The 12,670-nt window shown below is 40.7% G+C and carries 14 protein-coding genes and 1 pseudogene; 2 read left to right on the top strand and 13 right to left on the bottom strand.

Annotated features, from left to right (window positions below; genetic code table 11):
- Nucleotides 1-35: 35 nt before the first annotated feature.
- The 11 genes from KFQ09_RS18065 to KFQ09_RS18015 form a co-directional block, all read right to left on the bottom strand.
- Nucleotides 36-848, bottom strand: a complete 813-nt coding sequence (locus KFQ09_RS18065) for a purine-nucleoside phosphorylase (RefSeq protein WP_019743098.1) — start codon at nt 846-848, stop codon at nt 36-38.
- An 11-nt stretch (nt 849-859) separates the two neighbouring features.
- On the bottom strand, nt 860-2,044 hold the full coding sequence (deoB, locus tag KFQ09_RS18060) for a phosphopentomutase (protein ID WP_058214176.1): 1,185 nt from the start codon (nt 2,042-2,044) through the stop codon (nt 860-862).
- 153 nt (nt 2,045-2,197) lie between these two features.
- The gene (gene xerD, locus KFQ09_RS18055; RefSeq protein WP_178896879.1) at nt 2,198-3,088 is read right to left on the bottom strand and encodes a site-specific tyrosine recombinase XerD; all 891 of its coding nucleotides are present in this window, start codon (nt 3,086-3,088) and stop codon (nt 2,198-2,200) included.
- 6 nt (nt 3,089-3,094) lie between these two features.
- Nucleotides 3,095-3,322 carry a YqzK family protein gene (locus KFQ09_RS18050; protein WP_008344420.1) on the bottom strand — a complete coding sequence of 76 codons (228 nt, stop codon included), beginning with the start codon at nt 3,320-3,322 and terminating at the stop codon, nt 3,095-3,097.
- Between the two features lie 117 nt (nt 3,323-3,439).
- Nucleotides 3,440-3,892 (bottom strand): ferric iron uptake transcriptional regulator, encoded by a 453-nt coding sequence (fur, locus tag KFQ09_RS18045; RefSeq protein ID WP_003215577.1) that lies wholly within the window; start codon nt 3,890-3,892, stop codon nt 3,440-3,442.
- A gap of 121 nt (nt 3,893-4,013) precedes the next feature.
- Complete coding sequence (gene spoIIM / locus KFQ09_RS18040; RefSeq protein ID WP_017367532.1) at nt 4,014-4,658, bottom strand: stage II sporulation protein M; 645 nt, start codon at nt 4,656-4,658, stop codon at nt 4,014-4,016.
- A gap of 116 nt (nt 4,659-4,774) precedes the next feature.
- Complete coding sequence (locus tag KFQ09_RS18035) at nt 4,775-5,905, bottom strand: S8 family peptidase (protein WP_024718936.1); 1,131 nt, start codon at nt 5,903-5,905, stop codon at nt 4,775-4,777.
- Nucleotides 5,906-6,016: 111 nt separating this feature from the next.
- Nucleotides 6,017-6,238, bottom strand: coding sequence for a hypothetical protein (locus tag KFQ09_RS18030; protein ID WP_048003385.1), 222 nt, complete (start codon nt 6,236-6,238; stop codon nt 6,017-6,019).
- 267 nt (nt 6,239-6,505) lie between these two features.
- Nucleotides 6,506-6,958 carry a GNAT family N-acetyltransferase gene (locus KFQ09_RS18025; RefSeq protein WP_008343848.1) on the bottom strand — a complete coding sequence of 151 codons (453 nt, stop codon included), beginning with the start codon at nt 6,956-6,958 and terminating at the stop codon, nt 6,506-6,508.
- Nucleotides 6,945-8,126 (bottom strand): TIGR00375 family protein, encoded by a 1,182-nt coding sequence (locus tag KFQ09_RS18020; protein WP_050827375.1) that lies wholly within the window; start codon nt 8,124-8,126, stop codon nt 6,945-6,947. The genes KFQ09_RS18025 and KFQ09_RS18020 overlap by 14 nt, the downstream gene beginning before the upstream one ends.
- On the bottom strand, nt 8,123-8,680 hold the full coding sequence (locus KFQ09_RS18015; protein WP_017367536.1) for an NUDIX hydrolase: 558 nt from the start codon (nt 8,678-8,680) through the stop codon (nt 8,123-8,125). The genes KFQ09_RS18020 and KFQ09_RS18015 overlap by 4 nt, the downstream gene beginning before the upstream one ends.
- A 168-nt stretch (nt 8,681-8,848) precedes the next feature.
- Here KFQ09_RS18015 and KFQ09_RS18010 point away from each other — a divergent pair.
- Nucleotides 8,849-9,774 (top strand): annotated as a pseudogene (locus tag KFQ09_RS18010) (aldo/keto reductase).
- A gap of 174 nt (nt 9,775-9,948) precedes the next feature.
- Here the strand turns inward: KFQ09_RS18010 and KFQ09_RS18005 are convergent.
- Nucleotides 9,949-10,173, bottom strand: coding sequence for a YqkE family protein (locus KFQ09_RS18005; RefSeq protein WP_046343904.1), 225 nt, complete (start codon nt 10,171-10,173; stop codon nt 9,949-9,951).
- Between the two features lie 119 nt (nt 10,174-10,292).
- Between KFQ09_RS18005 and KFQ09_RS18000 the strand changes: the two genes are divergently transcribed.
- Complete coding sequence (locus KFQ09_RS18000; protein WP_255835863.1) at nt 10,293-11,222, top strand: alpha/beta hydrolase; 930 nt, start codon at nt 10,293-10,295, stop codon at nt 11,220-11,222.
- A gap of 24 nt (nt 11,223-11,246) precedes the next feature.
- On the opposite strand, the gene KFQ09_RS17995 is transcribed toward KFQ09_RS18000, so the two are convergent.
- Entirely contained in the window at nt 11,247-12,509 is a 1,263-nt protein-coding gene (locus tag KFQ09_RS17995) for a response regulator aspartate phosphatase (RefSeq protein ID WP_008343838.1), read from the bottom strand.
- Between the last annotated feature and the right edge of the window lie 161 nt (nt 12,510-12,670).

Below are 12,670 nucleotides of genomic sequence, written 5' to 3'. Positions count from 1 at the left end.
CTCTGTTTCATGAACAGAAGGCTTTTTCACGCGAACTATGAGAGTTGTTTGACAACTTCTTTCACTAAATCAAGGAAACTTGCTTTCACTTTTTCCGTCACTTCGATCACTTCATCATGAGAAAGCGGCTGATCTAAAATACCTGAAGCCGCATTAGAGATGCATGAAATACCAAGTACTTTTATGCCTGCATGACGTGCCACAATCACTTCTGGCACAGTCGACATACCGACTGCATCAGCGCCAAGCGTTCTGAGGAAACGAACCTCTGCCGGCGTTTCATATGAAGGGCCTGTCATTCCTGCATAAACCCCTTGCTGCACAGATATACCTAAATGTTTAGCCGTTTTCTCTGCAAGTGCCAGCAAATCTTTATCATACGGTGCAGACATATCAGGGAAACGAACCCCTTGACTGTCGTTTGGTCCAATTAAAGGATTGGTTCCCATCATATTGATATGATCTGTAATCAGCATGAGATCGCCAGGATGGAAGGATGTATTCACACCGCCCGCTGCATTTGTCACAATACATGTTTCAATGCCGATTTCTTTCATCACACGGACAGGAAATGTCACCTGCTTCATATCATACCCTTCATAGTAATGGAAACGTCCTTGCATGGCACAAACGACCGTGCCTTTCAGCGTTCCAATGACGAGCTGGCCTGCATGCCCTTCTACTGTTGAAACAGGGAATCCAGGAATATCTTCATATTTCAATTTGATTGGATTTTCAATCTCATCGGCTAAAATGCCAAGACCTGAACCTAAAATCAATCCAACTGTTGGTACATATGTCGATGCTTGTTTAATATATGCCGCCGCTTCTGAAAACTGTGCTCCCACGTGATTTCCCCCTATTTGAGTTTAGATAAAAAGCTTGTGCCGTATTTTGGCAGCGTTGATTTAAAATTATCTGCTACCGTTGCCCCAAGATCAGCAAATGTTTTCGCTGTTGGTAGCTCATTCGCTTCTTGATGCTTTTTGCTGTAAGCAATAAGCGGAACGTATTCTCTTGTATGATCTGTTCCGTGATGAACCGGGTCATTTCCGTGATCTGCCGTGATCACAAGCAGATCATCCTCTTTTAATAGATCAAACACTTCAGGTAGACGTGCGTCAAATTCCTCTAGTGCCTTACCGTAGCCTTCTGGATCTCTTCTATGTCCATAAAGCGCATCAAAGTCGACAAGATTTAAGAAGCTCAGCCCAGTAAAGTCTGTTTTCAGCGTCTCCACTAGCTTGTCCATTCCATCCATGTTGGATTTCGTTCTGAGTGAAGAGGTGATTCCTTCACCATCATAAATATCAGAGATTTTTCCGATCGCAATGACATCAAGTCCATTATCTTTCAATTCATTCATGACGGTACGGTCGAATGGTTTTAATGCATAGTCATGACGATTTGGTGTTCTAACAAATGCCCCCGGCTCCCCGACAAATGGACGAGCGATGATGCGCCCTACCATATATTTTTCATCTAAAGTCAGTTCACGTGCGATTTCGCAAATGCGGTAAAGTTCGTCTAATGGCACAACTTCTTCGTGTGCAGCAATTTGCAGCACAGAATCTGCTGAAGTATAAACGATTAAATCGCCTGTTTTCATGTGCTCTTCGCCAAGCTCATCCAGAATTTCTGTACCAGACGCTGGTTTATTTCCAATGATGCCGCGCCCTGTTTTTTCTTTTAATTCATTTAACAGTTCATCTGGAAAGCCGTCTGGAAAGACTTTAAATGGTGTGTCGATGTAAAGACCCATGATTTCCCAATGTCCTGTCATTGTGTCTTTCCCATTGGATGCTTCTTGCATTTTTCCATAATACGCAAGCGGTTTTTCGTCCGCTGGAATTCCTTTAATTTCTTTAATATGACTTAGCCCAAGCTTCGCCATATTCGGCATATGAAGCCCGTTCATTTTTTCAGCAATATGTCCAAGTGTATCTGCACCTACATCATTAAAATCAGCAGCATCAGGTGCTTCCCCGATTCCTACTGAATCCATCACAATGAGGAAAATACGTTTATACTGATAATCAGGCATAAAAAAGCGCCTCCTTCAATATTCTTGTCCTTTCACCTTTCACAACTGGAGAGGTCAGACATCTCAAGTATAAACCGTTTTCAAGTCAATTGACAACCATAAACGGTCCAAACATAAAAAAGCATGATACACGTTCACCGTGCCATGCTTTACTTATGCCCTTGGATGGAATTTGTGATACACGTCTTTTAATCTTGTTTTTGTGACATGTGTGTAAATTTGTGTAGTAGAAATATCGGCATGTCCGAGCATTTCCTGTACGGCTCTAAGATCCGCACCGTTTTCAAGCAAATGTGTCGCAAATGAATGTCTGAGCGTATGAGGCGTCAATTCTTTTTGAATACCTGCTTCTATGGCTCGTTTCTTTAAGTTCTTCCAAAAGCCCTGCCGCGACATTTTTTTTCCGTGATGGTTCAGAAACAAAGCATCGGCCGGCTGTTTTTTGAGCAGCTTGTTTCTGCCTTTTTCTATATACACTTCAATCGCACTTGCAGCAGCTTCACCAATAGGCACGATCCGCTCTTTTCTTCCTTTTCCAAAACAGCGGATAAACCCCATGGTCAGATGCACATCTGCAAGAGTCAGATCAAGCATTTCACTTACGCGAATACCTGTTGCATATAAAAGTTCGAGCATGGCTTTGTCACGGTAGTCAAATGGTGTTTGCTGCTTAGGTGTATCGAGCAGTTTTTCTACCTCATCTAATGATAGAACTTTCGGTAATTTCCGCTCTGTTTTTTGTGATTCAATGTTCCATGACGGGTCATCTGTTGTCACTTTTTCACGGAGCAAAAATTGATGAAAGGAGCGTATCGATGATAGATGACGGACGGACGTTTTACTCGATTTCCCCTCGTCTTTTAACTGTTTTAAATAATGAATAATATGAAGGCGTGTGACGTCTTTTACATCTGTCAATTGTTCATGCTTCATTAAAAAAGACAAATAGTTCTGTAAATCTCTTTTATAAGAGACAATGGTATTTTCAGAGAGCCCTCTCTCTACTGTCATAAAATGAATAAAGTCGGATAATTGATCCTTCAATGGTTTCTACTCCCCGTTTTGATAAAAATAAATCAATCGATCCTGCCAGCTGTCTTGTTTCGGCTGATCCATTTCCATCACTTTTATCGCTGCACCTTCTGGTTTATCATAACGATGATAGCTTTCATATTCTGAATTTATCCATATCATAGCATAATAGAACAGGACGGTAAAACCAGTGAACAAGATAAATACTTTCATTACTTCACCTGTTGTTTTGAGCCATTTTCGCATGTTCTTCATGTCCTTTCTCGTGTTCTCATTACTTCAGCATATGCCAGGTGGGACAAGGAATATACAGCGAACATGCAAAAAACCTTTTCATTTTGAATGAAAAGGTTCCAATTCGGATTATTTGCCGGATTCATCATCATGACACCGGTGGCAAATACCATGGAATGTCAATCTATGATCCTTAATTTTAAATTTCCAGTCGCGTTCAATAATTTCTTCAACATCTTCTAATAAATCATCTTCTATCTCATCGACTGTTCCGCATTCCATACAGACAAGATGGTGATGGAAGTGAGCGGCTCCTTCTTTGCGAAGATCATATCGCGAAACGCCGTCTCCAAAGTTAATTTTATCAACAACTTTCAGTTCAGTAAGCAATTCTAACGTCCGATAAACAGTAGCAAGACCAATTTCAGGAGACTTCTCTTTTACGAGGAGGTATACATCTTCTGCACTTAAATGGTCTTCTTCATTCTCAAGCAGTACTCTTACTGTTGCTTCACGCTGTGGCGTGAGCTTATAGCTGGAAGAATGAAGCTGTTTCTTAATTCGATCAATCCGATTTTCCATTGACTTTCCCTCCTACGCCACATTACTTGATCATTATATCAAATGATGTGCAGAGAGCCAACTATAATCATTTTAAATTGATAAATAAATTGATTATTATTTAATAACGATTATAAAATCATCAAAACAGAACACCTGCCAGCTTTTTCATCAGCATGAATGATAAGTATGATTCAAAAAAGGACGAAAGAGCAGCGAGGGTTAAAATCATCAGTAGAACAGAAGCATACCGGCCAAACCAATGGATTGGCGCTTGACTGATGGTTTTTTTCATAAAAAGCTGACCAATTAAACGAATGGAGAACGCAATCGCACAAGTTCCGATCACTAAATACGCAGGAATGAGCAAGATATTTTGAGGAAGCACCGAGACAAAAGAAAGAAAAAAACCGCTAAGCCCCATTTGATTGACCAAAAAACCGACAGTAAACCCAACTACAATCCCTTTTAGAAAGATCATAAGAAAAATAAGCGGCAGGCCAATGATGGAAATTCCGAGTATCCACATGAGGCCCAAATATTTCATATGATGCAAAAAGCTTTGCAAAAACATTTCTTTTGATTCTGCTGCTTTCTCATTCGTCAGTTGACCAAAAAATTGATTTAAATAGTAGAATAAATCCTCTTTCTGACTCATTGTCATACTATTGACGATAATGGCTCCAAAAATGACGCCCATTAAAAATAGTACAGAAACAAACAAATAAATTGATAAATGATCTTTCACGTGCTGAAGAAGATGTTCTTTCCAAGACTTTTTCCGCATGCGCCTTCCTCCCAAATAGTAAAGGTTACTAGATTCTATGAGAGAGCAGACGAAACATGACAGTTTTATGAAAAGAAAAAACGAGAAAGCAGCTGCACACTGCTTTCTCGTTTCCTTTATCGTGCAGCTTTTTGTACGTTCACAAGCCCAGCCCCATAATAAAAAGGTTCGCCAAGTTTTGTTGCCGTTTTTGTCAGCCTTTCACGCAATTCATCATTTGTGAGATTCGGATGTTTTGATAGAATGACTGCCGCAGCACCAGCTACATGAGGTGATGCCATAGACGTTCCACTCTTATATCCATATTCGTTATGAGGAATGGTACTTAATGTTGAAACGCCTGGTGCTGATACTTCCACTTCCTCCCCAACAGAGGAATCAAAGGCTCTTTGCTTTCGTTGATCCACTGATGCGACTGCCATGACAGAGCTGTATTTGGCCGGGTAATCTATCGTATTAAGTGACCCGTAGCTCCCAGCATTTCCTGCAGATGCGACAATGAGAATCCCGTTGTCATATGCTCGATCGACCGCTTCTTTCAGCGCCTCCGATTCACTTGCTCCCCCCATACTAATATTGATGACATCCATCTCATTCTCAATCGCCCATTCAATGCCTTTAATGATCCAGCTATAGTAGCCGTCACCATTTTCATCTGCCACTTTCACCGCATAGATCGAAGCTTTTGGTGCCACACCAACGACGCCTACCTTATTATCTAATGCTGCGATCGTGCCTGCAACGTGGGTTCCGTGTTCATGCGGGTCAACGAGCGGATCGGACTCTGTTGGAACAAAGCTGACACCACCAGTTACATGTAAATCTTCATGCTTGCCGTCAATTCCACTGTCAAGAACGGCTACTTTGACATTTTGTCCGGCATATCCTCGTTTATGTACCTTCTGTGCTTTAATGCTTTTGATACCATAAGGGACGCTTTGACCGCTTGTTTTTGCTTTTTGGTCTTCCTCAATAAAAGTAACTTCTTTTGCTTGATGTAGTTTTTCTTTTGATGCTTCGTTCAACGAAACTTTCATCATATCTATTTTATCTATTGATTCTTTCACATGACCGCCAGCTTTTTCAACAAGCTGTTTTTGTGTTTTGTCTTGAACGGAAGAAGAAAAACCGATCATATACTCTTTTTTTGCTTGATCCTTTGCAGATACATCTGATGCGCCGAATGTCATCGATGCCAGCAGCATACTTGCCATACAAAGCCCTGCTCCAAATGATTTGACCTTCACGATACCCACTCTCCCTTTCATTTCTTTTTGTCATTTAACTACATTTTTAGACAAAAAGAAACGACCGTTTGTCCTATTTTTTAAAATTTTTCCAATTATTTGATCTACTTGTCACAAAAAAGCAAAATAAAAATGCTTATGATCCTGTTCATAGCGATCATAAGCATTCCTATCTTTATGCTTTTTCATCATATGCTGCAAGGCTTCTTGTTTTGTTTTTGTCTTTCTTTCGTGTGTACTAAAATGCGGCATATTTCCTCTCGATTGTTCTGGATTTCGACTGTGCTGCCTTTGAAGGTGTTCTCTCTTTTTCTTTGCTTTACTTTTTCCCATTTCGCAAAACCCCTTTCGTTGTCGTTATGATACATGAAAGCACCTAAAAAAGATAGACGTATACACGTCTATCTCAAATTGTTGACAAAAGGCTAAAATGTACTTGATTTTAGCCTTTTGTCTTCTTTTCAGCGTGATAGAAAACCTTTGCAGTCTAGGAAGGACGAGCACCGGAGCAGAGCGAATTTGACATTCGTGAGCACCGGAGCGCAGGACTGACAAAGAATGCGAGGGTTTGTCTACACGCTGAGATAGACGTATACACGCCTATCTTTCTTTTCTCACCATATCAAGATGCGGAATTCCATCCTCATCATAACAATCTGAGACAGCTTCAAAGCCAAACGATTCGTAGAACGATTTCAAATAAGCCTGTGCTTGGATTTTAATCTTTGTTTCGCCTAATTCACTGAGCTTTTTTATCGCCTGATCGAGCAGGATCTTCCCGTAACCTTTTTTCCGGCCGGTCTTCGTCACAAGGACACGGCCAATGGATGCCTCTTTGTACATGATCCCGCTTTGGAAAATGCGGCAATAAGCGACAATCGTGCCGTTCTCTTTGGCGATGACATGCAGCGCCTCTTGATCACGATGATCAATTTCAGGATAAGGACATGTTTGTTCTACAACAAACACATTTACCCTTTCCATTAAAATCAAGTAAAGGTCCTCTTTAGACAGTTGTTCAAATGTGTGACATGTCCATTTAAGTTGATTCATGATTGATATCCACCTTACCGTAGACCCCGCCTCCGCCAGCGATCAGTCCAACTTCACCTCTTCTTGCTTTGATGATGTAATCGGCTGTTTTCTCAGGCAGGACCGCTTTTAATTCTTGTTCTGTTGCTTGATGAAGAATATTCATCTCTGTATGAAAGACAGCTTTTAACTTTTCTAACGTTTTGGCTCCAACACCCGGAATAAAATGAAGGGGAAGCTGGTGAACATAAGGAGGCCTTATTCCTTTGTCACTTTCTTGGTCAGCAAGCTCCTTTAACCGCTCACTCACCCCTTTTGTCATTCGGGTATGGCCGCATGCTTGGCACTTTTCTTGATCCTGACTGTCAGGTCTTACCCCGCATTTCTCACAGGTCGTATGATAATACTTTCCGAGCCGCGGAGCGAGCCCATAATTTCCAGTGATGTTTCTGCCATCTTTTCCTTGAAGCGCTAGCTCAAATTCAGCAAAGGAGGCATGATCCATTCGGATCTTCGTATATTCCCGCGCAATTTTCCCTAAAGAATGGGCATCTGAATTTGTTAAAAAAGGATAACGGTTTAGCTCACTTAGCTGGGAGGCCATAGACGTATCACAGCTAAGGCCAAGCTCAACAGCATCAATGAGTTCTGGATCGAATACTTCGGTTAAAGACGTATTGACCCCTTTGCCGTATAAACTTTTATGCGGCGTAAAAATATGGGCAGGAATAAATAATCCCCCTAGTTCCTTCACCTTATGCTGAAGCGTTCTCCCATCCACATATAACCGCTGTGAACTCAAATGCACATTTTTCATATGAAGAGAAAGCCATGCGGAAAACTCAGACATTTTACGAAGCGTGGGCATAAAGGCAAGCACATGAATCGGACCTTTTGATTGGTCATCATTGATTTCTAGCTCACTGCCTAAAAGCAAAACGGTCTTTCCAAATGATAAACCGCCATCGCTTAGTTCAGTGTATATGCCTTCCTCTACACCTTCTATCAATTCTTCTAGGACTTCAGGAGATTGCGCATCAATCACACCAATCATCCCCATCCCTTTACTTTGAGACGCTTCAATGAGAATCTGGTCAATGGTCAGTGACCTTGCACCTGTAATTTTGACAGCCCTGCCTGTTCTTGTTCGACCAATATGAATATGGATATCTGCAAAAAATTCCCTCATTTTGTAGACTTAAGTACCTCTTGCAATTGTAAGTATTGAATGGCATAGGCTGTTTTCGCATCATAAATATGTTGTTTTTCGATGAGTTGCAGCGCTTCTTCTAGTGAAACTTCCATCACTTCAACAAATTCATCCTCATCCAACTCGCGTTTTTCTTCAAGCGGGACCAGCTGATCGGCAAGGTAGATATGAACAATTTCATCCGCAAACCCTGGTGATGTATAAAAGGCTGTTAGCTTTTGGAGCGCCTGAGTAGTATAGCCTGTCTCCTCTTCCAATTCTCTCAGTGCTGTATGTGCCGGCTCTTCTCCTTTTTCTAATTTTCCAGCCGGAATTTCAACGATGGCTCTCTCTAGTGCTTTACGGTATTGCTTGACCAAAATGATTTTATTCTCGTCTGTACGTGCAATGACTGCTACTGCACCTGGATGTTTAATGATTTCGCGTTTGCCTGGTTTTCCGTTCGGCAATTCTACATCTTCAAGAACCAAGTCAATGATTTTTCCGTTATATAATGTTTTTGACGATAATGTTTTTTCTTCAAAGTCCTTCAATTTTGTCAGCTCCTCGTTCTACTTTCACTTTTTACTTCATTCATTTTAACATAGATGTTTTAGGAGAAGCCAAAATGCGGATGCCTGCTTCAATGCGCCTTTTGAAATCACCTAGCTTGAATTCCAGAATTGTTTCACTTAATGTGAAAGGATAGGAGTGTGATTGAATTGAAAAAAAGACGAATTGGCACCTCTGATCTCTTGGTTAGTGAGGCGGCACTAGGATGTATGTCCCTCGGGACTGAAAAAGAAAAAGCGCTCTCTTTATTAGATGAAGCCATTGATCTTGGGATTAACTATTTGGATACAGCTGATTTATATGATTTTGGAACAAATGAGGAAATTGTCGGGGAAGCCATTAAAAACAGACGCCAAGATTTGATTTTGGCCACAAAAGGCGGCAACCGCTTTGAAAAAGGGAAATCTGGATGGGACTGGGATCCTTCAAAAGCATACATAAAAGAGGCAGTGAAACAAAGTCTGAAACGACTTCAAACAGATTATATTGATTTATATCAATTGCATGGCGGCACAATTGACGATCCAATTGACGAAACCATCGAGGCATTTGAAGAATTGGTTGAAGAAGGTGTCATTCGCTATTACGGCATATCGTCGATCCGTCCAAATGTCATTAAAGAATACGCCAAAAAATCAAACATCGTGAGTGTGATGATGCAATATAGTTTACTCGATCGCCGCCCAGAAGAATGGTTTTCTCTTCTTGAAGAACAAAGCATTAGTGTCGTGGCAAGAGGTCCTTTAGCAAAAGGATTATTAACTGAAAAACCCTTTCGCAAGCAAGTGCGGCGATTCAAAAGAACGGGTATCTTGACTATTCATTTGAAGAGCTCCAGCAAATCATTCCTTCGTTAATGAAAGTCGCTTATGACCTATCACTGACAGAGCTGTCCATTCAATACTTGCTCAAGCATTCTGCAGTCAGCTCTGTTGTTTTTGGCGCAAGCTCGGTGAAACAGTTAAAAGAAAATGTGGCAGCGGCAAATGCACGTTCATTAAGCGATCAAGAAGTAAAAGCTTTGTCATATTTCACAAAACAGTCTGTGTATGAGACGCATCGTTTGAATCAATAGAAGACAAATGGAAGAACAGCTTGCCACTTATGTTTTGTTTTAATGTACAACCCTATTGGTGGTGCGATTCTGAAATGAAGTGATACGAGGGAGTCAGACGTGTTTTCAGGCTCATGTAGTATGTTTTCATCTCAATGATATAACATAAAAAAGGGAGCATCGCAGCTCCCTTTTTTAACTTTTATACTTTCTCCAGTCTAAATGACTTTCATCTAGCAGCTCTGAGAAGCTTTTATTTTTTTCTTTTTCTTTCTGTTGCCGAAGGAGGTCTTGTCGTTTTTGTTCTTCTCTTTTTTTTGTCTCAGCGGCCAGGTTCTGCTTCATTTGAAGGAGCTGCTGTTTCACATCATCCTTTATGCCGTCCTTTAGCTTTACTTGATCTTGATTGGTCTTTTTCACTTTGCCTCTCTCCTTTTGTTTTAGTGTATCATCCGTTTTATTTGCTCAGCAAGAGTCACGCCAAACTCCCAACATGTGGTATGATCTTCATAGAAACCCTTCGGAAAGGAAGAATCAGCTTGAAGAAGAAATGGCTCGCTATACTCGCCTTGGTATTATTTCCACTCGCTGCAATCGGCATTTTTTTTACCAATAAAATGATGTATATACGAAAATTAACGGATGAAGAGCTCATGAAACGAGAATCAGATGAAGGGCACTATCATCACGAGGAGTTTCAACAGCTTCAAAAAGAGAAAGTTTGTATTCCTTCAGCATTTGGTTATGATCTTCATGGCTATTTTGTACCGCTCCCTCATACAACACGCACCATCGTTCTTTGTCACGGGGTTACAGTCAGTTTGATCAATTCCGTGAAGTATATGAAATTATTCCAAAAGCTTGGATGGAATGTGCTGCTTTATGATCATAGAAGACATGGGATGAGCGGCGGAAAAACAACGAGCTATGGATATTATGAAAAAGAAGATTTGGCTCAAGTCGTCAAGTGGCTGAGAAAAAAACTTGGGGAAAAAGCAATCATTGGGATACACGGAGAATCGATGGGCGCAGTCACAACTTTATTATATGCTGCAAAACCGGATGCAAGCGCCAATTTTTACATCGCTGATTGTCCTTTTGCTTCTTTTGAGGATCAGCTTCTGTATCGATTAAAAACGGATTTTCGTCTTTCAGGACAGTGGATTCTTCCACTAAGTAATCAAGTGTTGAAATGGCGGGACGGATACAGCATTCGGCAAGTTTCTCCACTTGATGTAATCGATCAGGTGAAAGAACCTATCCTTTTTATTCATAGCCTCCATGATGACTATATCCCTTGTGAGCAAAGCGAGCAGTTATACGCACGCAAAAAGGGTGATAAACGGCTATTTATTGCGCCACATGGTGCGCATGCGATGTCTTATAGTGACAATAAGGAAGTCTATGAACAAGAGGTCGAAGCATTTCTGGAAGCATTTCAATTCAATCAAAATGAAAGAGGAGAATGAACAGCCGTTCGTCTCCTCTTTTTGCTAACTTATACGATAGTCACCACTGTTGTATGGTGTCTGCCCGCCAGCTCCATATGGCTCTCTTCCGATTGCTGCTGACTCATGACCGATAATCCTGCAGTTGCTGCCAATAAAAGAACTATCAAACTCATTTTCATATAAATGACCTCCATTTTGAATTTTTGATATGGCTTGAATTTTCCTTTCGTAATACCGGGTAGAAACTTCAAATAATCCAAGCTCATTATAATAATGTGCCGCATCAAGTGCCAGTTCCTCAATATCTGGGTATAAGCGCTTGTCCTCCAACAAATCTAATGTATCGTCTATGATTTTTATTTCTGCATCAACGTATAATGCTTTTAAAAACTGAAACTTGCAGATGTAAATTTCATCTTCTAAATCACAGGCTTTCATAATACCTTGTTGATAGAGGGTTAACGACTCTTCTATTTGTTTTTGTTTAAACAGGATTTGGGTCAGCATAAATAGTGGGTCTAGAGAGCGATTCAGATGGGTTAAATTCTCCTTTTCAAACACTTCAAGAGAGTCTTTGAGATAGCGACTTGCTGCAGCAAGATCGTTCATTTGGTAATAGCAGTTACCTAAGTTGAAAAGGGCCGAACCTATGACTCGAGGGTTTCCAATTGAGCGTGCTCGCTTTAGAGCATTTTTAAAGTAGGGCAATGCATGTTCATAGCATTTCAAATCATCATAGTTTGCACCGATGACAAATTCACAGTGGATGATTCTCAGCGTGTACGTTCTGTAGGCAGAGTACGTATCTAACGCTTGCAAAGCATAGTGCATCGAAAAGTGGGTTTGTTTCATGTGGTAGTATATTTCTGCTAATTTAAAATAAAATTCTGCTCTTTCTATATCATCTGATATGAGATTGAGCTTTTTTTCTGCGGAACGGTAATAAGCAATGGCACTCAAATAGTTTCTCTGTTCAAATTCAAACATTCCTGTAAAAAAATGAACATAGTATTCAAGCATATCCGTTAATTTGGTCTGCGAATGTTCAATTGTTTCTAGAAGCTTCTTAATCTCCTCATCATTCGAGGCTTTTTTTGCCGGTTCAAAATATTCAAGCATGACCTTATGTCGAAAATCCATCAGCTGGTAAAAAAGCAGCAAGTTCTGATCTTGCTCCATCTCAAGGATTTCCTGCTCGATCTCGGCCTTTAGCTTCTCTGCTTTCATGACATGAAATCCGCAAATCTGCCTATACCATTCGTTTATTTTGATTCCAACCTGAGGCGATGACAGCTTGAGCTTCAATTCACCTTAGCACCTCCCTCCTCATATACGATACATGTTGTATTCTATCATATTTCCTCGAATGGAAGAAATATGAAATGTCGTTTTTCGTAAAGTTTTCGGTATCCCGCAATAACCGCTTCCATTGCCGGTTTTTCGGCATTTACAGCCTCTCCTTTTCT

It is taken from the genome of Bacillus sp. FS02 (assembly GCF_024398395.1).
Classification (GTDB): domain Bacteria; phylum Bacillota; class Bacilli; order Bacillales; family Bacillaceae; genus Bacillus; species Bacillus altitudinis.
This window is presented reverse-complemented; position numbering and strand designations above follow the sequence as displayed.

Coding starts and splice junctions, on each gene's coding strand:
- KFQ09_RS18025 (WP_008343848.1), bottom strand. CDS start 6,958: ATGAATCAACTTAAATGGACATGTCACACATTTGAACAACTGTCTAAA.
- spoIIM (WP_017367532.1), bottom strand. CDS start 4,658: ATGCGGAAAAAGTCTTGGAAAGAACATCTTCTTCAGCACGTGAAAGAT.
- KFQ09_RS18050 (WP_008344420.1), bottom strand. CDS start 3,322: ATGCGAAAATGGCTCAAAACAACAGGTGAAGTAATGAAAGTATTTATC.
- KFQ09_RS18020 (WP_050827375.1), bottom strand. CDS start 8,126: ATGAGGGAATTTTTTGCAGATATCCATATTCATATTGGTCGAACAAGA.
- KFQ09_RS18030 (WP_048003385.1), bottom strand. CDS start 6,238: ATGGGAAAAAGTAAAGCAAAGAAAAAGAGAGAACACCTTCAAAGGCAG.
- fur (WP_003215577.1), bottom strand. CDS start 3,892: ATGGAAAATCGGATTGATCGAATTAAGAAACAGCTTCATTCTTCCAGC.
- deoB (WP_058214176.1), bottom strand. CDS start 2,044: ATGCCTGATTATCAGTATAAACGTATTTTCCTCATTGTGATGGATTCA.